Here is a 22,331-nt window from a genome sequence, read left to right on the forward strand (position 1 = left end):
TCTGTAAACCTTCTCTTTGATTGGTGCTGAAAGTCTTCTGCTGACAATCCTGTTTGGAGCATTCCCGCTACTTTGTCGCTCTATACGAAACAAGGTGAAATATTATTCGCAGAATAGGGCACCAATATATTGATTAAGGCTGCCTACAGGCGGATGATAAGGAGGATGCTCATATGTTGATCATTTTGGTGGTAATTGTTGTTATTGGGGTTGTGTTTCTGATGATTTATAACTCCAGATTGTCCCGCAAGGCTGCAGAAGCAAGAGCTTCCAAAATAACAGAGATGGATGAAGGGCCTGTCCTGCTGCATGAAGAAGATCGATCCCGGAAGGAAGACAAAATTTACGAACAGGCAGAGCGTAAAGAAGTTTTGGAACATGAGGATCGTAGGCAAACAGAAATTAATCAGATGGATTCTACATCGGAAGTGACCCCTTCACCACAGAAAAGAGAGACGCAGACTACAGATGGTGATCAAGCTTATCGCCAAGCATTGCTTCATTTCCGTAAACCTGCCGAAGTGGAAGACGAAACGGTGCTGACGGAGACAAAAGAACCTGAAAAGAGTGCAGATGAAGTCTATCGATCGGCTCTGAAAGTGATGAAAAGCAAATCTTCTGATCCCTCTTCAAAGCGGAAATAACAGTTCAGTTATGTTTTTGAACATTGGACATGGCTTTCGTTTTCAATCCAAAACGTCTACAATAGATGAAGCTTTCTAAATTATGGCTACATGACATGGAATACGTTGAAGAGGAGAGGGAAACCCATGAATGGACAACAACGAGTAAATATCAAACCGGGTCTTGAAGTGGATATCGTGCTCAAGCAAGATCAGCCGACAGGCAAACTGACACGCGGTATCGTGAAGGATTTGTTGACCAAATCGCCCACACACCCGCATGGGATCAAAGTGCGTTTGACCAGTGGACAGGTGGGTCGAGTGAAACAAGTCGTTACAGGAGCGTCAGAATGAGCCGCTACCCGAGGGTGTGACATGATTACAACTACGGATGTAATGGCACATTTGGCCTCGGGGAACGAGCGTCAGCAGGATGCGTATAAGGTGTTGCAATCCAGTGGATTGTTAAGCATATTGGCAGCTTACCAGCCTTATCCGGCTGGAACAGTGCCGATTGATATTGATATTCCTGGAAGTGATCTTGATCTATTATGTGAGGCAGCGGATCTCGAGGCGTTCCAAACATTGGTGCACCAACAACTGGGCGGAATGCAGGGTTTTCGATGCGACAGGGGGTATGGCCGTGCTGGCCAGCGTCCTTATGTGACCTGTAGTGTGGAAATTGGAAACTGGCCTGTAGAGATTTTCGCTCAGTCCCTATCTGTACGCAGGCAGAATGCTTATATTCACATGCTGGTAGAGTGGGAATTGTTGCAACTCTGGGGTGCAGCAGGACATCGGGAGATTCGCAAACTGAAGCTGGAAGGCTTGAAGACGGAGCCAGCATTCGCTACTGTATTAGGACTTCAGGGAGACCCGTATGAGGAATTGCTTCATCTGGCCGCAATGAGTAAGGATGAGCTTTGGCAATGGGCCCGTTTGCGTACGTCTTTTCAGTTCGAATAGCACGGTTAAGTAATCAGATTAGAAAGATAGCAACGATAGTAGTAACTGTTAATCCCAGCAGTACCGGTTTCAGATTGCGTCGTGCCAGTTCAAATGGACTGACTCCACAGATGGCAGCAGCTGGAATTAAGGCCCATGGAATTAAGGTCCCACCGCCTACCCATATGGCGGCGACCTGACCCAGTGCCGTCAATACAGGTGCGGAATCTGCCGAGCCTGCAAACATGGACGCAATGGAGCCGACCAGGGATATTCCAGAGAACCCCGAACCATCCATTCCCGTGACCGCTCCGGTCACAGTCATCGTTATAGCACCTACCGTATTATTCAATGGCACTAGCCCTGCAAGAGCAACCCCTAAATCATTCACAATCCCGTGTGATCCAGCAGGCAGCGGGTTGTTGAACAGTTCTGTGATCGCAGCATCCCCAAGATAAAAGAAAGCGGCAATCGGGATAACAGGACCAAACACCTTGAATCCGAACTGAAATCCTTCAATTAAATAGTTTGTTGTTTCTTCCGGACCTGTATGACGATGCGCGGCAAGTGATACGGCAATCAGAATGAGCACGGCCGTTCCACCAATTAGTGCTGTGGCATCACCGCCTTGTAATTTAAGTAAAAACATCAGAATGACATCGACTAAGAATAACAATGGGATGATCAGAGCGAATACCTTTTGCAAACGTGGGGGCATTGCTTGACGTTGAACGGCTGGCTCCTCGGAGATCGGCGCAGAGTCTGACGAAGGTGGATGAACGGTTACTGCTTCACCAGAGATCGGATCACTGAGTTTAACGGGGGAACCTGACTTCATCTCCTTGCGCAGCATCCAGAATGCCGTTACGGTAGACACCGTCCCCATCACTATGACAAGTGGGATACTTGCAGTCATAACAGCGGTAACGGGAAGGCCAGCTGCATCAGCTGTCAGTTTGGGTGCCCCTTGGATAATGTAATCCCCTGATAAGGCAATGCCGTGACCGAACAGATTCATGGCAATGGCAGCGCCGATGGGAGGAAGTCCGACTCGTACTGCTACCGGAAGAAGTACAGCTCCAACCAGGGCAACGGCAGGAGAGGGCCAGAAAAACAATGATACGATCATCATAATGAATCCAATTCCCCAATAGGCGACCTGTGGAGAACGGATGAACCGGGTGAGTGGTGTCACCATGACTTCATTGATCCCCGTCCGGATTAATACCCGGCTCATGGCGACAATGATCGAGATGATAAAAATGGTGCTGAGCAGCTCCTTGGCTGCGTAAATAAAACTGCTGAAGATTCCGGAAACCGATCCGCTTAATGTTTCAGTCGCCAGGAGTCCAATGGTCATGATACCTGCGACACAAATGATGGTTGTGTCTCTACGCCGAACCATGACGGCGATAATCAAGACGATAAAAGCCAGATATACATAATGCAATGGGACGAGTTGTATATTCATCGGACATGCCTCCTTACATCCTTGATGTCAATCCAAGGAGTGATATATCGTATGCATGTCATCACCGGGCGTTCGTGGAGTGTGGAGCAGGATTTTTTTTACAGATGGAGAACTAATTAGAGCATGGACCCTCGAACACGTACTGTAAGCCAAGAGCAAGTCACCAGAATTGACACTGACAGGTCACGGAACCACATAGACAGATGCAAGCAAGTATGACTACAATAAACATGCCATTATAAGGAAGAAGATGGAAGAAATACAGTGGTGGAGCATCAAAAAAACAGGAGAAATCGCTTGATCTTGACAGCGGTTACAACAATGTGCAAAAGAACTGAAATCTAGATTAGACAAAAGGGCGGGAATTCATGAACTTCATCCGTTCATTGCGCTTTAAGTTTATCGTGGGTCTGACATTGATCATGATGCCACTATTCATGCTGCTATATTACAACAACGTATATGCCATGAAAGTTGTACGTGATCAAGTGTCTCTCACCAATATGAATCATCTTGCGAAGAGTGTGGAGCAGAACGAGCGTGTGCTGCAGGAGACCAATCGGTATTTATACAGTCTGGGTGAGCGAGACCCGGACATTATCTCCCTGTTTTTTCTCAAATACGGCAGCGGCGATTATATTATTGCCAAACAGCGTATTATGAACAAATTCATGACCGATATCGGATTTTATAATCTGATCGATTCATTTTTTCTGTACGATGCCGTGAATGACGATCTGTTACTCGCTACCTCGGGCAATTATGATGTCAAAATGTCGATTGTGCAGGAGAGCATGCCGGTCCAGATGCAGCAGCTGGAGGGGGAAATCCAGAAGCCAGAGTGGAGCATCGTTCGGGGAGGCACATGGAATGCCTTGGTCAAAACGGTGCGGATCAACGCCCAGTTCTATGCGGGGGCGCTGGTGGACATGAATGCACTGAATCACCCCGAGCAATTCACGGAGTCCGGTGACCGGGGAGGCGCAGTCATCGTGGGAGCAGATGGCGGGGCACTGTCCGATTCAGCTCTGAACTCGGCACAAATCAAATTGGCCGCAGCCCATATCACGGGATTAAATAATCCGTACCAGGTGATCTCTGAAGTAACGTCCACAGGCAGTGCACGTCAGTATCTGATGCTTGGCATTGCCTCAGCCATGTCTGGGATGAATTATATTGTCCTGCTGCCCGAGGAGGATATGATGCGAAACCTGCCATTTTTTCAGCAGATCATTCGCCTGCTTCCGATTGGTGCAGCAGTCATCCTAATAACAGCTATGATTTTTCTCAGGCAGCTCCTGTTCCGTCCGATGAATGTGCTCATACGTGGGATGAGGAGGGTCAGCCGAGGAGAACTTGATGTGAGGCTTGAGACGCCGTCTTCATCTGAACTGGAGTTTGTCACACACAGCTTCAATCAGATGACAAGTGAGATCCAGCATCTGAAGATAGATGTGTATGAGGAACAATTGCGCACAAGAGAAGCAGAGTTTAAACAATTGCAGATGCAGATTAATCCTCACTTTTACCTGAATTCATTGAATATCATTCATAGCCTGGCTTCGTTGCAAAAGCATGAGCTGGTGCAGCAGATGGCGGGGCATCTGGCAGATTATTTCAGGTTCAGCCTGCGTGCAGGCAAACGTGTTATTCGATTGGATGAAGAATTGGAACATATCAGTCATTATTTGGAGATCCAGAAGCTGCGGTTTCCAAACAAGCTGGATTTCGTTCTGGATGTCGGACCGGATCTGGGGCATTATGTGCTGCCGCCTTTAACGATTCAGCCTTTTGTGGAGAACGCCATTATTCATGGCTTCCAGCGGCGCAAAGAGCCTTTTGTTATTTGCATAAGAGCATGGAAGTCGAAAACGTTATCTGATCCTGAACCGTCTTCGGTTCTTCAACTTTCAATTACAGATAACGGTGTTGGATTTGAGCAAGACATACTGGAGCGCCTGCAACAGGGGCAATACGCCGAAGATCCGGGTGGACAGCACATTGGCATCTGGAACGTTATTCATCGGCTGCTTGTAAAGTACGGCGAACATGCCGGATTGCAGTTCAGTAATCAGACTGAAGGAGGGGCAGCAGTTCATATTCATATGCCGGCCCAGACGGAAGAAGAAGAAGGGAGAGCCTATGCGGAACCTGTTGATCGTGGATGATGAAGTATACGCCCTGCAAGCGATGGTGGAAGGGGTGGACTGGAGCCTGGCCGGAATTGACCAGGTATTCAGTGCTGGTGATGCGGAAGAAGCGAGAATGCTGATGAGAGCCCATCCCATTGATATTATGATCTGTGATATTGAGATGCCGGGTGAAACGGGACTGGATCTGCAGAGCTGGGTGTTAAAGCATGATCCCGGCATGCAGACGATTTTTCTTACAGGTCATGCCCTGTTCGATTATGCCCAGACGGCAATCAAGCTGAACAGCTTCGATTATGTGCTGAAGCCTGCTCCCGCAGACCAGCTGCTCAAGGTTGTGAGCCAGGCAATGGACAAAATCAAGGATGACGAGAAGCGTTCCCGCACCAATGAAGTATATGAGACGGTGTACAAACGCTGGCAAACGCATAAACCACTGTTGATCGAGCGTTTCTGGAAAGACGCCATCTCACAGCGCGTAACCTTAACCCAGCAAAAGCTGCAGGAGCTGGCCGAGGTCTATGGAGCCGAGATTGATCCGCACGTGTGCGTGTTGCCGATTGTCATTTCCGTCGAAGAATGGGTGCGAGACTTCGATCTGCGTGACGAGGAGGTGCTGGAATATGCGCTCCGCAATGCTGCCAAGGAAATGCTGCTTGGTGACAAACCTGGGGAAGTGTTTCAGGATCACAGTGGACTAAATATTGTGCTTGCATACGAACAGGACGGTATCATACCTACGGCGAGTGAAATGGCACAAGGATGTCAGAGTTATATTCAGGAGTGCGGTACCTACTTTTATTGCCGATTGTCCTGTTACGTCGGAGTCCCGGTAGCAGTTACAGATTTACAGGGGATGCTGAATGAGCTGATGGACATGGAGCGTCGCAATATCAACGAGCTTGAAGGGGTCTTTATCTATGACGAGGTGGGCCGAGATACGGAGGATCGTTTTCTGCCAATACCGTGGTTCTCCGAGCTGTCCATCCTGTTCGAAACGGGAAAGTTTGACGACCTGCGCGAGCGTGTGGACGAAATCTTTGAATTACTGGCTTCACAGGAGCGTTTGTCACCGGAAATTCTGCGCTTGTATTATCATGCGATGCTGCATGTAATCTACCCGTTGCTGCATCAGAAAAATGTATCTGTACGCAGCCTGTATCCCGGAGAACGGGAGCCGGAAGAAAACGTTGTGACACGTTCGCTGCCCCAACTGAAACAGTGGACATCAGATCTGATTAGTCGTGCCATCCCGGTATTGTATCCGGACGATCACAGTCCAATGACGATTGTGGACCAGTTATGCATTTACATTGAAAATCATATTGGTGAAGAGCTGATGCGAGAAGAACTTGCATCCTTTGCCGGATTTAATCCGGCCTATCTATCCCGCCTTTTTCGTAAAGAAAAAGGCATGTCGCTTTCCGAATTTATTCTCCAGCGCAGAGTAGCCAAAGCGAAGACATTATTGTCCCAGTCTACTGTGAAAGTGACGGATATCGCAGGCAAGGTCGGTTACTACAATTACTCTCATTTTACGAAAATGTTCAAAAAGTGCACGGGCATTACCCCACAGGAGTTTCGCAAACAGTCTCGAACGGTACAGATTTGACGCAGCATGCTGCGTCTTTTGTTTTTTTGTGCCCTAAAGTCATAATTTGATCAGTGAACAGGTCACCACAGCAGATATTGGTCCTGAACGCCCCGCCGTATACTTGAACCACAGGAGACACAGCGGTGTTTCATCCTGAGGATGAAATTCAAGAGGAGTGAGGGAGAACAAGTTATGAAGACACAACCCCAGGCGGGTAAGGCAGCACGTCTATCGGATGGAAGGGACATATCGGTTCGAAAACGAAAGTCTGTCCTGTACAATCTAGGTAAATTCAAGGTTTTGTATCTCATGTTTGTGCCAGGCATTCTGTTTCTGCTGGTGAACAACTATATGCCGATGTTCGGCGTTCTGATTGCATTCAAAAATGTAAACTATGCCGACGGTATTTGGGGCAGCCCGTGGAGCGGCTGGGATAATTTCAAGTATTTGTTCTCCACCAGCGATGCTTGGGAGATCACACGTAATACGCTCGCCTATAACACGGTATTTATTGCGCTGAATTTATTTGTAGGTGTAGGGCTTGCGATTTTGTTGAATGAAGTGAAGAACAAGGCGATGTCCAAATTGTATCAGTCACTCATGCTGCTTCCGTATTTTCTGTCGATGATTGTAGTCAGCTATCTGGTGCTCGCGTTTCTCGGCAAGGATTCGGGCTTCATGAACTCAACGATTCTTCAGCTCTTTGGCGGACAACCAATTGACTGGTATTCGGAGCCCAAGTATTGGCCGTACATTTTGCCACTGGTGAACACATGGAAGAATATCGGTTATTATGCCGTCATTTATCTGGCAGCAGTGGTAGGCATCGATGAGGAATATTATGAAGCAGCCGTGCTGGATGGCGCAAGCAAGTGGCATCAGATTCGCTTCATTACCGTTCCGTTTCTCGTACCGCTGATCGTGATTATGACATTGCTGCAGATCGGTCGTATTTTCTACGCGGATTTCAGTCTGTTCTACCAGGTTCCGCTGGAATCGGGCGCATTGTTCCCGGTTACGAACGTTCTGGATACTTATGTGTACCGAACCTTCCTTATTGGAGGCGATATCGGGATGTCCTCGGCAGCCGGGCTGTATCAGGCTGTTGTCGGATTTGTACTTGTTCTCGTATCCAATACCATCGTTAGGAGAATGGACAAAGATAATGCATTATTTTGAGAGGAGGCAAGCCAGCTGTGAAATCACGTGATCCATTAGCCGTGTCGCGGCGTTCCGCGTCTATCATACACGCTATGTTTATATTCTATGCCATTGCCTGCATCGTGCCGATCCTGCTTGTCTTCGCGATCTCATTCTCGGACGAGACGACGGTCATTGCGAACGGGTATAAGCTGATTCCGGAGAAGTTTAGCCTGACTGCCTATGAGTTTCTGTTCAAGGACATGGATCAGATCATCCATTCCTATGGCATTTCAATTATCGTAACCGTGATAGGTACAATAACGAGTGTTGCACTGACTGCATTGTACGCATATCCGCTTTCCCGAAGAGATTTGCCGTATCGTGGGTGGTTCGCCTTTTTCATCTTTTTCACCATGCTGTTCAATGGCGGTCTGGTCCCGTGGTATCTCGTCTATGTGAACGTACTGGATTTGAAAAACTCGATTCTGGCACTGATCATGCCGCTGCTGTTGTCACCGTTCTTCGTGCTGGTCATGCGTACGTTCTTCGCCAATTCCATTCCGGTATCGATTCTTGAATCGGCACGGATTGATGGAGCGGGTGAATTGAGAACGTTTACACGTATCGTGCTTCCGCTCTCCCTTCCGGTGATGGCGACTGTTGCACTGTTCAGCACATTGAATTACTGGAACGACTGGTATCTCAGCATGATTTTTATATCTGATAACCGGACGATCAGTCTTCAGTACCTTATGTACCGGACGCTGCTCGATATTCAATATTTAACATCCAACTCCAATGTCTCTTCACAGATTTCCTCCCAGGGCGGGTTGCTGAATCTGCCGAATAAAACACTGCAGATGGCGATGGCTGTAGTCGGTATTGGTCCAATCGTACTGGCATATCCATTCTTCCAGCGGTATTTCATCAAAGGCCTGACCGTAGGCGCAGTGAAGGGGTAACTCCGGCCGGTTAGCGGAGAGGGCAACGGATAATTGAAGATGGACCTGAGAGGGCATATACAAAAAGCAGCGAGTACAGACACGCCGGAGGGCCGGTAAGCGAACGGACTTTTGCAGATTGGGGAACATTGCGAATTGGGGCAATCGGTTGCAGGGTCCAACATATGACGGGAGGGGTTCACTTGGTTAGAACGTTTAAGGTATGGCCGCGTTTCGCGGCAGCAGTTATGGCGCTGAGCCTGGTGCTGGCAGGTTGCTCATCAGACAAAGGCGGAACAACACCGGAAGCACAGGGTGGAGGTGGAGCGGAGACTGGGGGCAAGCCCTATGAAGTGACGTTGTATTATCCAGGGACACCACAGAAAGATGTAGCTCTGGTGGAAGCCGAGATCAACAAAAAGATGGAGCCAAAGATTGGGGCAACACTCAAGATTAATGCGATCGACTGGGGTCAGTGGGATAACAAGCTGAATCTTATGATCTCTTCCGGCGAAAAATCAGACATTATTTTCACAGCGGCTTGGCAAAATTATACGGTCAATGTGGCAAAAGGAGCTTTCTTGCCGCTCAATGATCTACTTGACAAGTATGGGCAGGATATCAAGAAAAATCTCGATCCAGCCTTTCTGGAAGGTTCTCAGGTGGATGGCGTAAACTATGGCGTTCCTACCAACAAGGAGCTGGCAGCGACGCGTGGTGTACTCGTACGCAAAGATCTGGCTGACAAATACAAGCTCGATCTGACCGCAGTAAAAACATGGGCTGACCTGGAGCCGCTGCTCAAAACAATCAAGGAAAACGAACCAGGCATCACTCCATTCTATATGTCCAATACCAATGGTAACGGGCTGTTAGAAAATCTGGACTGGGATTATCTTGGTGATGCATCCGTTCCAGGCGTCATCTCCAAAACAGCGGGTACAACGACGGTACTGAATGAAGTGGAGACCCCTGAATTCAAGGAAGCGGCTGAGCTTGCACGCAAGTGGTATCAGGCTGGATACATTAACAGTGATGCAGCAACTTCCAATGTATTCCCGAAAGATCAGGCGAAGGCAGGCAAGGCCTTCCTGTGGACCGATGGCATGAAGCCGGGCAAGGATAAGGAAGAAGAAGGGTATGTCGGATATCCACTGACCCAGATTGAGATGACACAGCCTACGATTACAACCGGAGATGCTTCCGGTGCGATGCTGGCGATCTCCCGTTCCTCTGAGCAGCCGGAGAAGGCGATGCAAGTCATTAACCTGCTGCATTCCGACAAAGAAATCAACAACCTGCTCAACTTCGGAATTGAAGGCACACATTATGTGAAGAAAGACGGCCAGGACAACATTATTACCTTGCCGGAAGGTGTAGATGCGAACAGTCGCACATATAATCCTGGTGCACAATGGCAGCTAGGTAACCAGTTCCTGAACTATCTCTGGGATAATGAAGATCCGCAGAAATGGGAAAAGTTCAAGGAGTTTAATGCCAAAGGCGTTAAGTCACCTGCACTGGGCTTTACGTTCAATAGCCAATCCGTCAAAAACGAAATTGCTGCGGTCAACAACGTGAACAAACAGTTCAAACCGGGTATGACCTCGGGTGCAGTAGATCCGAACGAGATGATCCCGAAATATCTGGAGAAGCTGAAAGCCGCAGGTATTGATAAAATCATTGCAGCTAAACAAGAACAGCTCGACGCATTCCTGTCGAAAAAGTAGAATTGAGTTGCAAAACCAAAGACGTTTTCGGTTAAAAACCGGAGCGTCTTTTTTTATTTGGATCGTAAACCATAATAAGGAAATATATGATATAATCAGGTGGTTGATTAGGGGGTGTTCGTGTGTCGAGAACCAGACTTGTGTTCTCTGCGATGTTATTGCTGTTTGGCATCATTTTTACGTTTAAGCATCACCTCGGTTTCTCTGTGGGGGACACGATGTTGTCTGCCATAGGCATGTCGCCTTATACCACATCCTATGTAAGTGGTGTGCATATCACGTTATTTTTTGGAATGGGTATATTAGCGTGCAGCTACTATCTTACACGCAAAGAAATCATGCCATTATATCCGGTTCTGGCCAAACGGCTCTGGCTGATCGTTCTCGCTATTGTTCTCAGTTATTCCTACATGACGGATAAATTGATGTATGTAGCCAAATGGGGGGCATCCGGTATCAATGGTGTTTCCTATGTCCAAAACGATAGCTCCTGTACCTATGATGTACTGGAAAATGGCATTACACGAGTAAACTGTGACCTGACACTCAAAAATTACACCAGAGAGCCTGTAGCAGCTGTGCTTTTGCCTGACTTGGCCCGCAGTTACAAACACCAGGATGATCCGCTCTATGAATCCCTGCAATCTGTCCAGCTGAAGCCTGTGCATATAGAGATTGAGCCGCATGGAACATTTAAAGGTCAACTGGCGTTTTCCGGTTTGGCTGCCTCTCCGCTGCAAGTCAAAGGAAAGCTAACCGATATTGTAATGGATGTCGCCGTAGATGGAGAGAACACTGTGTTTGACTACGATATTCCATAATGATTTTGCGTTAGCAAGATAGAATGAATACATAAGAAGAGCATTGCGAATTAGAAGAAATTAATCAATATATAGTGTTTAGAAAGGAGCTGGCGGTTGCCAGCTCTTTTTTGCGTGGAAGTTGCAATTAGTGCAGAAAAGTTGGTTTTGTCACCTTTATGTATGTATATGGTAACGCTTACGATATATAGAGACTCTCTTTAAAGAGATTAAGTCAGGAATAACAGATGAGCTGTGGAGCGGATTCGCCCAGAAAAAATAGTTTATGTTTAACGCTTTCATCGTTAAAATTAGATTCACTGACAAATGAAGGCAAGGTGAGGTAAGCAGATGTCATACCGGACGAATCTATTTTCCAAAATGGTCATTTTAATTCTAATTATGCTGGTTCCAGTCGTGCTGCTGTACTGGTATTCCAACCATAAAACGACAGCAGTTCTGCGGGATGAACTCAATCGCTCCAACAGTAACCAACTGGAATTTTTTCAAAATCAAGTGAACACACACATCGAGTTGTTATCCTCGTGGCCGAATCTGCTCATCCATGATCCTGATATTGCGAGCTTCCGGCGGATCTACGCCGACAGTAAATATTTCGATCTGGATACGATCAATTTGGTTAAACGTATTCAGAACAAGCTGAGCATCCAGGAGAGTTCATCCAACTGGACAACGAAACTGTACCTCTATTCGCCGACGCTGGGCAGAGTCATCTCTGAAAGAGATGCTGGCTATTATGATCAGCAGACGCTGAGAGGCAACATATCTTCCGGATGGAATGTTCGAAAGACTCAGGAAGGGGAAGATGATAAATTCATCTTCAGCTGGATCACCGTATCTCCGTACGGCATTAGCGATCCCGCAGCCAATGCGCAAACCGTGATTAAGCTAGAATTCGACAGTGACAACATTCGAGATATGTTGGACAAATTCAAGGACGATGGTCGCCATGATCCATTTTATTACCGGGAAGAGACGGGGGTCATCTATAACCGCACCTCGGATCGTGCCCTGACAGGTCAGCTCATGGACAAGCTCGCCATTGATAAGCTTAAGGATGTGGATAACCGGACGGTAGTCATTAACGGCGAGCCTTATATGGTTAATACGGTAAAGTCCAGCACGACCGGCTGGTATCTGGTCGATTACATGCCACTATCAGCTATTCTGAAGCCGATTCATCAATCCAATATATTGTTTTATTCCGCAATGATCTGTCTGCTATTGATGAGCTTTGCCGTAGCCTATCTGTTATATGTACAGGTCCAAGTCCCTGTCAAACAGTTGATTCGTGGATTCCAACGATTGAAGCAGGAGGATTATTCAGTCCGAATTACACCCAAAGGACGCAATGAATTCAGCTTTTTGTCCGAACGATTTAACTCCATGGTGGCGCAGATTCAGCAGTTGTTTGAACACGTGTACCTGGAACAGATTCATGTGCGTGAAGCCCGGCTGAAACAGCTGCAATCGCAGATTAATCCACACTTTTTCTATAATTGTTTCTCATTCATTACGAGCATGGCCAAGCTGAAGCGTGTCGATGCCGTCGTTGCCATGTCGCATAATCTGTCCCGATACTATCGGTATACGACGAGGCAGGAGCGTGATGTGGTACCGCTCACAGAGGAAATTGAGTTCGTCACCTGTTATCTGGAGATTCAGCAGATGCGTATGGACCGAATACGTTTCAAAATTGACTTATCGGAAGAGCTCTTGAGGCAAGAGGTGCCTCCTCTAATCGTACAGCCACTGGTGGAAAATGCGGTCATTCATGGAATTGAAGCCGATGCCGAAGCTGGGGAAATACGGGTGTCCGGAGAACAGAGAAATGGCATGATGATTCTTACCGTAGATGACGACGGGCAAGGTATGGATGACTTGGCCCGGCAGATGCTGCTCCACAAACTCACAGGCGGTATGGACCAAGAGATGGGATGTGGGTTGTGGAACGTTAACCAGCGTCTTCAGCTCAGGTATGGGGAGCAGGCGGGAATAAGCGTCACGGAATCACCGCTTGGTGGGCTGCGTGTTACCTTGTCCTGGCCTACTGACGAAAAACATCTTATTGAATAGAAGGATAGAAATAGAGACGCCATATGACCACAGAATTAGAACTATAGAAAGAATGCATTGCATAACGAAGCAGATAGGGAGTGACTGTCTTGATTGATATTTTACTGGTGGATGATGAAACGTATGTAACTGAAAGTCTAGAATTGACCATTCCTTGGGGCGAGCTCGGGGTTACGACGGTTTTGCGTGCAGCATCTGGCAAGGAGGCGCTGCAGATCTTGGAAGAGAATGCAGTGGACCTTGTGGTGACCGATATTCGAATGCCGGGCATGTCCGGGCTGGAACTGGTGGAGGAGGTAAGCAGTCGATGGGCGCATATCCGCTGTATTCTGCTGACCGGGCATAGTGATTTTCAATATGCCAAAAAAGCAATTCAGCTGCAAGCTGCCGATTATATTCTCAAGCCAGTGAACGATGAGGAATTCATGGCTTCGGTCTCCGCTGCCATCACGTCCCTTCGGGATGATTGGGATGAATTTGATAAATACCATCGGTTGTTATATAGCCGGAAGTCAGATTATAAAATTTTGCGGGAGAATCTGATGCACGATTTGTTATTGGGCCGCGAGATTACAGCACGGGCACTGGGTGAACAGCTTGAGAAGTATGAGATTGTGCTTCAGCCGGATCAACCGGCAGTTATGATGCTAATTCGCCTTACAGGCAGGTTCTCGGCAATGGACCAGCAATCACTGGATTTGATGGAGTTTGCGGTTGGCAATATTGCCGAAGAGGTGTTTGGTCCCCAATTCAACGTATGGTTTGGACGAGGTCCTCATGAGAGTTTGGTCATGATGATACAGAGTCAGGACTGGACAGAGCCTGCTCAGACCAATGTGGAAGAACTGAAACAGCCAGTTGGAACTTTCCGCGAGCATGTCATTCGATATCTGCAAGGTGATCTATCCATGGTGGTTACTGCACCGTTTCAATTTGCCGATCTGACAACCGCTTATCGTAAAGGTTTGGGATCACTCGTACTATCGGGTCCAGAGGAAAATACAATCATTTACATGGATAAAGAGCTGTCCAAACGACCGGAGAACGATGCGGCTCAAGCGCTTGAAGAGCTCTATAAGCCACCCGTTCTGCCTCAATTGCTTGAAACCAAACAGTGGGAGGCTGCGGCACGTAAACTGAATGCTGTCTTTGATGCAGCGGACCGTGTATGTCTCTCCAGAGAGCATGTATATGAGATGTATTTGTCAGTAACGAATGCTTTTATGTACATTGCGCACAAGCAGGGGCATCTCGTACATGAGATTGATCATGCGGGATTTGATCTGCTATTGGCACATCAGTTGATTCAATCACCTGACAAGCTTCGCCGCTGGGCGACTGAGATGCTTGCCAAGTTGCAGGAGGAGCTGTCGGATCAGGAAGGCGTGCAGAGTCGCAGACACGTCATCAAGCAGGTTCAGGAGATGGTAACCAGAGACGCAGGACAGGATCTATCCGTGAAGATGATCGCAGACAAGGTGTATTTGCATCCCGTTTATTTGTCCAAGATCTACAAAGCCGAGACAGGTGAGGGGCTGGGCGATTATATGATTCGCATGCGGATGGAGCGTGCATTGTATTTGCTCAAAAACACCAACAAAAAGATATACGAGATTACCAGTGAACTTGGGTACCAAAATCCGCAATATTTCAGCAAAATGTTCAAAAAACATTACGGCATGACACCGAATGAATATCGGGATCAGGCATAATTTCAACATCATTCCAAGATATAGGTTGCCAAAGGTGCAGAAATCTTGTTTTCGTGACATAGGCTGAAAGACCCGGCAGGCCTATAATGAAAGGGTAACCAAAATGATTGAAGGGGGAACAACATTGAGAGCGAAATCCACGAAAAAGAGATTACTGTCGCTTCTCGCAACGGCGGTGTGTCTGACCGGCGTCCTTGCAGGCTGTACAGGAGGAAATAGCGGAGGAGATAGCGAGGCATCAATTACGCCAGCTATTGAAAACGAATACAAAGAAAAATATGATCCTGCAGTAACGATTACAACGGCATGGGGAATTGATCCTGAGCTAAAATTCAAAAATGGCGAATCGATGGAAAATAACGTAGCAACCAAGTGGGCTAAAGATCAATTCGGCATCGACATCAAATCCTTGTGGTCTGTGACGGATACGAACAACGCATTCGCGACAAAACTTCGTCTTGCTATGTCATCCGGTCAGGAGATGCCTGAAGTGGTAATGGTAGGGGACAACCTGCTTGCACAGGATCTGATTGATTCTGGCATGTACCAGGAAGCGGGTCCGCTGTTCGACAAATACGCTTCCGACACATGGAAAAAAGCGATGGAGCAGGATCCCAATGTATGGAACCAGTATAGCCGTGACGGCAAAAGAATGGGTATTCCCGTACTTGACTATGCGTACAACAATGATTACCTGCTGTGGATTCGCCAGGACTGGCTGGACAAGCTGAATCTGGAGGCGCCAAAAACAATCGATGAACTGGAAAAAGTCATGGATGCGTTCAAAAATCAAAATCCGGATGGCTTAGCTCCAGATAAGGTCATTCCGCTCAGCATTGGTTTCAAAACATCCATGAACACATGGATGGGAGATCCATCCTGGATCTTTGGTGCATACGGAACATTGCCGTTCCAATGGAATGTAGCTGAAGACGGCAAGCTGGAGTATGGTTCCATCAATCCTGGCATGAAGCAAGGTCTGACCAAATTGAGCGAATGGCTCAAAAAAGGTTACATCCCGCAGGAAGCAGCATTGTGGGATGAAAACAAAACAGCCGAGCCAGCAGTGGCAGGTACAGCCGGTATTATTCCAGGTCCATACTGGATGAGTGGATGGCCGCTTCTGGATACGGTGAAAAATGTGCCAAGTGCCGTTTGGAAACCGATTGAAATCCCGACCGGTCCAGAAGGCAAAGCTATGCGTCATGGTACACAGTTTGTTAACGGCGTCATTCTGATCAAGAAAGACATGGAGCACCCTGAAGCGTTCTTCACGTATGAGAACTACCTGTTCGACAATTATGCAGACCCGGCACCGGGTAGCCAGTATGATAACGGTCTATTTGCAAAGTATGACTATCAATTGGATGCCAATGGCAAACAATTGCCGATTGACCAAATTGAAGGCGGATATGTGAACGTTGTACGTTATTTGCTCGTTCGTGACGGCGCCCGTATTCCCGATGCTCAGATGAAAGCCCTGCTCAATCTGGCAGATGGCAAAGAGCCTGAGACGAAGCTTGAGAAGGATGTTGCTGTCAACTACGGTAAAGAGACCCCTGCCGCAGCGAAAGTGTTGCTCAGTCAGGAAGAAATCTCCTACAAAAACATGTTCACAGGTCCTACAACAGCGACAATGAAATCCAAGCTGGACTACCTGAACAAAATTGAGAATCAAGCCTTCAATGAAATTATTTATGGCAAAAATCCGGTAGATGCGTTCGATACATTTGTACAAACGTGGAAATCGGGTGGCGGTGACCAAATCACACAAGAGGTCAACGAATGGTATGACAGTGTGAAAAAATAAGGATACAGCAGCGTGCAGACCAACCAGGTCTGTGCGCTTTTTTGTCGTTATGAGAGCCTGATTTGCCTCGGGGAGGTGCGGGTCAGCAGTGGATGAATGACTGGAATGACAGCGAGTCCAAACTGGTTGCTTTTGTGCCATTTATATTGCTTTTATGTGCTGTTTGACCTATGCAAACGGTTGATATAATCGCAGTATAAGCCGCTCAGGGAGCACTTGAGTAGGAAGAATTACAGGGGGAGCAATCATGAGAACTTTAAAACGAACTTGGCCATTTCACGTAATGCTGCTGCCAGCCATCATCTTTTTGATCATATTCAGCTATGTGCCTATGGGCGGAATCGTTATGGCATTTCAGAACTACAAACCATGGCTCGGCATCAGCGGCTCGGAGTGGGTCGGGCTAGATAATTTTAGATATTTGTTTGAACGTGAAGACAGCCTGCAAGTCATATGGAATACTCTGATCATTGCTGTACTCAAACTCATTTTTAACTTGTTTGTCCCGTTTGTGTTCGCGATTTTGTTGAATGAAGTTCGCAAGATGGCGATCCAGCGAACGATCCAAACCTTGGTGTATCTGCCTCACTTCTTGTCTTGGGTTATCCTGGGCGGAATTCTGATTGATCTGTTATCCACCGGAGGACTGGTGAACCGGGTACTCGGAACATTCGGACTTGGGCCATATTTCTTCCTTGGAGATAACAGCTGGTTCCGACCGACGATCATTCTAACGGATGTGTGGAAAGAATTCGGCTATAACATGATTGTCTTCTTGGCTGCCCTTGCCGGCATTAACCCAGCGCTGTATGAAGCAGCAGAGATTGACGGAGCGGGTCGCTGGAAACAGACACTGCATATTACCATCCCGTCTCTTGTACCGATGCTGATGGTGGTTGGAACACTGGCACTGGGTAACGTGCTTAACGCTGGGTTCGATCAGATTTTCAATCTGTACAACCCGCTCGTATATCAAACGGGCGACATTATTGATACATTCGTTTATCGCTCGGCGCTGGAAAACGGAGAGATGGGCTTCGCGACCGCAATTGGATTATTTAAATCGGTCATCAGCATGGTCTTGATCCTTGTATCATACAGCTTAGCCAAAAAATACGCCGGATACCGCATATTCTAATCGAATGAACAGAGAAAGAAGGGACCACGATGTATCATAAATCAACGCCTTATCGCGTGTTCAATGTCATCAATATTTGTTTTCTCATTTTGGTTGCCATTATGTGTATTGTACCGATGATTCACGTTCTGGCTGTATCCTTCAGTAACAAGGCTGCCGCAGATGCCAATCTCGTTAACCTCTGGCCGGTAGGGTTCTCACTTGAAGCATACAAAAAAACGATGAATAACCCGATTTTCCTAAACTCTCTCTGGATTTCCTTGCTTCGGACAGTCATTGGTACGGGAATTACGTTGCTGATCACCTTTTTGGCAGCGTACCCGTTGTCGAAAGAAAATAATGAATTTAAAGGAAGAACCGTCTATTCATGGATTTTTGTTTTTAGTATGATCTTCAATGGGGGACTCGTTCCCTTCTATATGGTCATCCAGAAGATCGGCCTGATGGATTCCTTCTGGGTGCTGGTGCTTCCGGGAGCGGTTAACACCTTCCTCGTTATTCTGATGCTAAACTTCTTCCGGGGTATTCCGAAAGAGCTTGAGGAAGCGGCGCTGATGGATGGAGCCAATCACTTCAGAACGTTGTTCAGTATCTTCCTGCCGATTTCCATGCCATCTATCGCAACGATTGCATTGTTCAGCATGGTGTTTCACTGGAACTCATGGTTTGACGGATTGCTCTACATGAACAATGCCAAGGATTATCCGCTGGCCACTTTCATGCAGACCGTAATTATCAAACGTGATATGAGTACGATGGCCATGAACCCTAAAGAGATGGAAACCATTTCTCAAACCACAGTAAGAGCGGCACAAATTTTTATTGGAAGTGCGCCAATCCTCATTGTGTATCCATTCCTGCAGCGCTTCTTTGTCAAAGGTATGACCTTGGGTTCAGTTAAAGGCTGAATCTGCATCTAAATTAAACGGAGGTTGATGAAGTGAGCAATTTAAAGGAAGAGGCATTCGTTCTCGGAATGGATGTGTCATTTATGGATGAAATTGAGCAGCATGGTGGGAGCTATCGTGATGAGCATGGGCAGCAGGCGGACTTGCTGACCCTTCTCAAGCTGGGTGATGCCAATGCAATCCGGTTGCGAATCTGGAATGATCCTGTAGGCGGATTCTGTAATCTGGAGCGGACGGTAGCGGTAGCCAAACGGATCAAGGAACAAGGATTACAATTTTTGCTGGATTTTCATTATTCGGATCGCTGGGCTGATCCAGCCAATCAATGGAAGCCGAAGGCATGGGAGAAGCTGTCCTATGAGGAACTACAACGCGAGGTATGTACCTATACGGCGGATGTGCTGAGAACACTCAAGGAGCATGATGCATTGCCGGACATGGTGCAGGTGGGGAACGAAATAACACCTGGCATGTTATGGGATGAAGGACGTGTTGGTGGGGAAGAGCATGATACCGATGAACAGTGGGATCGTTTTGCTGGACTTGTGAAGTATGGCATCGCTGCTGTTAAATCCGTTGATTCGGAAATCAAAATTATGATTCATATAGACCGCGGTGGTGATAATGCGGAGAGTCGCAAGTTCTATGATCGGTTTGAGGCGCTAGGTGTGGAGTTCGATATCATTGGGCTCTCATATTACCCTTGGTGGCATGGAACACTGGATGCACTGCGGGATAATCTGCATGACTTGGCTGAACGCTACGGCAAACCAATCAATGTTGTTGAAACCGCTTATCCTTGGACATTGGAGCAGCCTGAAGGTCACGAGTGGATTCTGAATCAGGAAGAACTGTTGCTGCCCGGGTATCCGGCAAGTGTGGAAGGACAGACACGTTATCTGAAGGATTTGCTGCAGATTATTCGTGAGGTTCCCGGAGGTCTAGGAGCGGGATTCTATTACTGGGAGCCTGCCTGGATTCCTAGCAAGGAAGAGTGGTCTGTTGGACATCCGAATAACTGGGGCAACCTGACGATGTTTGACTTCAAGGGTCAGAAGTTGCAATCGTTTTCAGCGCTGAAGGCTGGAGAGGAAAATGACACTACATTGGATGAGCAGCCGAGTGCTGCATTGATCAAATAGATAATTAAAATGAAATGAATAAGGAGTTGTCAGCATGACATACAAATATCCACCTGTGAGTTCCAAAGCACCTCATATGTTACATGGTGCAGATTATAACCCGGAGCAATGGCTACGCTATCCTGAAGTCCTTGAGGAAGATATCCGATTGATGAAGCTTGCCAAATGTAATGTGATGTCCATTGGCATCTTCTCATGGGTATCCCTTGAACCGGAGGAAGGCGTGTACACGTTTGAATGGCTGGATCAAGTGCTGGATCGTTTTGCGGCCAATGGAATTTATGCATTTCTGGCTACCCCAAGCGGTGCTAGACCTGCCTGGATGTCGGCCAAGTATCCAGAAGTGTTGCGTGTTGGGGCCAATCGGGTTCGCAACCTGCATGGCTTCCGTCACAACCATTGTTACACATCTCCGGTATACCGAGAGAAGGTTACTGCAATCAATACAAAACTTGCAGAACGTTACTCGGATCATCCGGCAGTAATTGGCTGGCACATTTCCAATGAATTTGGCGGGGATTGCCACTGTGATTATTGTCAGGATGCTTTTCGCGGCTGGGTGAAAAACAAATACGGCACACTGGACGAGTTGAATCACTCTTGGTGGACGACATTCTGGAGCCATACCGTGACAGACTGGAAACAAGTGGAGTCTCCTGCCCCGCATGGAGAGACACAGGTCCATGCGATGAATCTGGACTGGCGCAGGTTTGTCACCGATCAGACCGCTGATTTTATCGTGCACGAAACGAAACCGCTTAAGGCCAAAAATCCCGAACTGCCGGTAACGACCAACCTGATGGAGTTTTATGAAGGATTGAACTACTGGAAATTCGCTGACATTCTGGATTTTCTGTCATGGGACAGTTATCCGACATGGCATGATGCGGACGAAGAAGATACACTGGCATCCAGAGTGGCGATGATGCATGATATCGTTCGTTCCATCAAGGGCGGGCAGCCGTTTCTATTGATGGAGAGCACACCAAGCTCAACTAACTGGCAAGAGACCAGCAAATTGAAACGTCCGGGTATGCATTTGCTGGCATCTCTGCAAGCAGTAGCACACGGCTCGGACAGTGTACAGTACTTCCAGTGGAGGAAGAGTCGGGGTTCCAGTGAAAAGCTTCATGGAGCGGTTGTAGATCATGTTGGTCATGAACATACCCGCGTGTTCCAGGATGTAACTGACGTAGGAGCAGCACTAGAAGGAATGCAGGCGGTGGTTGGAACGTCCGTTCCGGCTGAGGTTGCCATCATCTTCGACTGGGAAAACCGCTGGGCAGTAAAGGATTCCCAAGGGCCGCGTAACATCGGAGTGAAGTACGAGCAGACGGTCGAATGGCATTATGATGCCTTTTGGAAAAAAGGTGTGCCTGTGGATGTCATCGACATGGACGCTGATCTCTCCAAGTACAAACTGCTCATCGCACCTATGCTCTATCTGGTACGTGAAGGCGTGGGCGAACGCATTGAGCGATTCGTGGAAAATGGCGGTACATTTGTGGCCACGTATTGGTCAGGTATCGTAAATGAGAATGATCTGTGCTTCCTTGGAGGATTCCCTGGACCGCTTCGCAAGACACTAGGGATCTGGTCAGAAGAGATCGACGGCTTGCATGACCGTGATCTGAATGGGGTTGTGCCTGTGAAGGATAATGAGCTTCAACTGAATGCCGAATATGATGCTTTCGAATTATGTGACCTGATTCATCTGGAAGGTGCAGAAGCTCTGGCGACATATCGCTCCGACTTCTATGCCGGACGGCCTGCTTTGACCGTTAATCGTCTTGGTTCAGGTAAAGCCTATTATATGGCTACACGTTTCAAAGCTCCATTTTACGATGATTTCTATGGCAGTCTAATCGCTGATCTGGGTATAGAGCGTGCTCTTGAAACTCAGCTTCCTGCTGGAGTTACGGCACACATTCGTACAGATGGCACAGCGGATTATGTATTTGTGCAGAACTACACACCGGAGACGAAGCAAGTACAACTGGACAACCAGTCCTATCGTGATCTGCTGAGTGATGATGCTGTAGAGGGCAGCCTGGATTTGCAACCATATGATATCCGAGTACTGCGCAGAGCGGCTGAGCGTAAATAATATATTTGTTACTCATTTGG

At 47.5% G+C, this 22,331-nt stretch carries 17 protein-coding genes; 16 read left to right on the top strand and 1 reads right to left on the bottom strand.

Annotated features, from left to right (window positions below):
* Positions 1 to 173 precede the first annotated feature (173 nt).
* From PTQ21_RS15855 to PTQ21_RS15865, 3 genes are all read left to right on the top strand, one after another.
* Complete coding sequence (locus PTQ21_RS15855) at positions 174 to 644, top strand: hypothetical protein (RefSeq protein ID WP_274570412.1); 471 nt, start codon at positions 174 to 176, stop codon at positions 642 to 644.
* Between the two features lie 126 nt (positions 645 to 770).
* Complete coding sequence (locus PTQ21_RS15860; RefSeq protein ID WP_063564738.1) at positions 771 to 977, top strand: YwbE family protein; 207 nt, start codon at positions 771 to 773, stop codon at positions 975 to 977.
* A gap of 21 nt (positions 978 to 998) precedes the next feature.
* Entirely contained in the window at positions 999 to 1,589 is a 591-nt protein-coding gene (locus PTQ21_RS15865; RefSeq protein WP_274570413.1) for a DUF4269 domain-containing protein, read from the top strand.
* A gap of 13 nt (positions 1,590 to 1,602) precedes the next feature.
* On the opposite strand, the gene PTQ21_RS15870 is transcribed toward PTQ21_RS15865, so the two are convergent.
* A complete protein-coding gene (locus PTQ21_RS15870; RefSeq protein ID WP_079694808.1) occupies positions 1,603 to 3,039 on the bottom strand; it encodes a hypothetical protein in 1,437 nt (478 codons plus the stop codon).
* A gap of 368 nt (positions 3,040 to 3,407) precedes the next feature.
* Between PTQ21_RS15870 and PTQ21_RS15875 the strand changes: the two genes are divergently transcribed.
* The 13 genes from PTQ21_RS15875 to PTQ21_RS15935 all read left to right on the top strand — a co-directional run bounded on the left by PTQ21_RS15875 (position 3,408) and on the right by PTQ21_RS15935 (position 22,311).
* Positions 3,408 to 5,207, top strand: coding sequence for a sensor histidine kinase (locus tag PTQ21_RS15875; protein ID WP_274570414.1), 1,800 nt, complete (start codon positions 3,408 to 3,410; stop codon positions 5,205 to 5,207).
* Positions 5,182 to 6,801 (top strand): response regulator transcription factor, encoded by a 1,620-nt coding sequence (locus PTQ21_RS15880; RefSeq protein ID WP_179132123.1) that lies wholly within the window; start codon positions 5,182 to 5,184, stop codon positions 6,799 to 6,801. The genes PTQ21_RS15875 and PTQ21_RS15880 overlap by 26 nt, the downstream gene beginning before the upstream one ends.
* Before the next feature lie 174 nt (positions 6,802 to 6,975).
* Positions 6,976 to 7,962, top strand: a complete 987-nt coding sequence (locus PTQ21_RS15885; RefSeq protein WP_064639152.1) for an ABC transporter permease — start codon at positions 6,976 to 6,978, stop codon at positions 7,960 to 7,962.
* Between the two features lie 17 nt (positions 7,963 to 7,979).
* Positions 7,980 to 8,888 carry a carbohydrate ABC transporter permease gene (locus tag PTQ21_RS15890; protein ID WP_053783705.1) on the top strand — a complete coding sequence of 303 codons (909 nt, stop codon included), beginning with the start codon at positions 7,980 to 7,982 and terminating at the stop codon, positions 8,886 to 8,888.
* 182 nt (positions 8,889 to 9,070) lie between these two features.
* Positions 9,071 to 10,597: an ABC transporter substrate-binding protein gene (locus PTQ21_RS15895; RefSeq protein WP_063564731.1), complete on the top strand. Its 1,527-nt coding sequence runs from the start codon at positions 9,071 to 9,073 to the stop codon at positions 10,595 to 10,597.
* A 122-nt stretch (positions 10,598 to 10,719) separates the two neighbouring features.
* Positions 10,720 to 11,418, top strand: a complete 699-nt coding sequence (locus PTQ21_RS15900; RefSeq protein ID WP_063564730.1) for a hypothetical protein — start codon at positions 10,720 to 10,722, stop codon at positions 11,416 to 11,418.
* 330 nt (positions 11,419 to 11,748) lie between these two features.
* A complete protein-coding gene (locus PTQ21_RS15905) occupies positions 11,749 to 13,494 on the top strand; it encodes a sensor histidine kinase (RefSeq protein ID WP_274570415.1) in 1,746 nt (581 codons plus the stop codon).
* 89 nt (positions 13,495 to 13,583) lie between these two features.
* A complete protein-coding gene (locus PTQ21_RS15910) occupies positions 13,584 to 15,206 on the top strand; it encodes a response regulator (RefSeq protein WP_090949028.1) in 1,623 nt (540 codons plus the stop codon).
* 103 nt (positions 15,207 to 15,309) lie between these two features.
* On the top strand, positions 15,310 to 17,016 hold the full coding sequence (locus PTQ21_RS15915) for a type 2 periplasmic-binding domain-containing protein (protein ID WP_420800366.1): 1,707 nt from the start codon (positions 15,310 to 15,312) through the stop codon (positions 17,014 to 17,016).
* Between the two features lie 247 nt (positions 17,017 to 17,263).
* Positions 17,264 to 18,154 carry an ABC transporter permease gene (locus tag PTQ21_RS15920; protein WP_062321959.1) on the top strand — a complete coding sequence of 297 codons (891 nt, stop codon included), beginning with the start codon at positions 17,264 to 17,266 and terminating at the stop codon, positions 18,152 to 18,154.
* Positions 18,155 to 18,183: 29 nt separating this feature from the next.
* On the top strand, positions 18,184 to 19,062 hold the full coding sequence (locus PTQ21_RS15925; RefSeq protein WP_064639146.1) for a carbohydrate ABC transporter permease: 879 nt from the start codon (positions 18,184 to 18,186) through the stop codon (positions 19,060 to 19,062).
* 32 nt (positions 19,063 to 19,094) lie between these two features.
* Positions 19,095 to 20,204, top strand: coding sequence for a glycoside hydrolase family 53 protein (locus tag PTQ21_RS15930; protein ID WP_274570417.1), 1,110 nt, complete (start codon positions 19,095 to 19,097; stop codon positions 20,202 to 20,204).
* Between the two features lie 34 nt (positions 20,205 to 20,238).
* Positions 20,239 to 22,311 carry a beta-galactosidase gene (locus tag PTQ21_RS15935; RefSeq protein WP_274570418.1) on the top strand — a complete coding sequence of 691 codons (2,073 nt, stop codon included), beginning with the start codon at positions 20,239 to 20,241 and terminating at the stop codon, positions 22,309 to 22,311.
* Positions 22,312 to 22,331 lie beyond the last annotated feature (20 nt).

This window comes from Paenibacillus marchantiae (assembly GCF_028771845.1).
GTDB lineage: Bacteria > Bacillota > Bacilli > Paenibacillales > Paenibacillaceae > Paenibacillus > Paenibacillus marchantiae.

What these genes read in the sequence shown, in the direction of transcription:
- PTQ21_RS15855 (WP_274570412.1), top strand. Translation starts at nt 174, where the DNA reads ATGTTGATCATTTTGGTGGTAATTGTTGTTATTGGGGTTGTGTTTCTG.
- PTQ21_RS15860 (WP_063564738.1), top strand. Translation starts at nt 771, where the DNA reads ATGAATGGACAACAACGAGTAAATATCAAACCGGGTCTTGAAGTGGAT.
- PTQ21_RS15865 (WP_274570413.1), top strand. Translation starts at nt 999, where the DNA reads ATGATTACAACTACGGATGTAATGGCACATTTGGCCTCGGGGAACGAG.
- PTQ21_RS15870 (WP_079694808.1), bottom strand. Translation starts at nt 3,039, where the DNA reads ATGAATATACAACTCGTCCCATTGCATTATGTATATCTGGCTTTTATC.
- PTQ21_RS15875 (WP_274570414.1), top strand. Translation starts at nt 3,408, where the DNA reads ATGAACTTCATCCGTTCATTGCGCTTTAAGTTTATCGTGGGTCTGACA.
- PTQ21_RS15880 (WP_179132123.1), top strand. Translation starts at nt 5,182, where the DNA reads ATGCGGAACCTGTTGATCGTGGATGATGAAGTATACGCCCTGCAAGCG.
- PTQ21_RS15885 (WP_064639152.1), top strand. Translation starts at nt 6,976, where the DNA reads ATGAAGACACAACCCCAGGCGGGTAAGGCAGCACGTCTATCGGATGGA.
- PTQ21_RS15905 (WP_274570415.1), top strand. Translation starts at nt 11,749, where the DNA reads ATGTCATACCGGACGAATCTATTTTCCAAAATGGTCATTTTAATTCTA.
- PTQ21_RS15915 (WP_420800366.1), top strand. Translation starts at nt 15,310, where the DNA reads ATGATTGAAGGGGGAACAACATTGAGAGCGAAATCCACGAAAAAGAGA.
- PTQ21_RS15920 (WP_062321959.1), top strand. Translation starts at nt 17,264, where the DNA reads ATGAGAACTTTAAAACGAACTTGGCCATTTCACGTAATGCTGCTGCCA.
- PTQ21_RS15925 (WP_064639146.1), top strand. Translation starts at nt 18,184, where the DNA reads ATGTATCATAAATCAACGCCTTATCGCGTGTTCAATGTCATCAATATT.
- PTQ21_RS15935 (WP_274570418.1), top strand. Translation starts at nt 20,239, where the DNA reads ATGACATACAAATATCCACCTGTGAGTTCCAAAGCACCTCATATGTTA.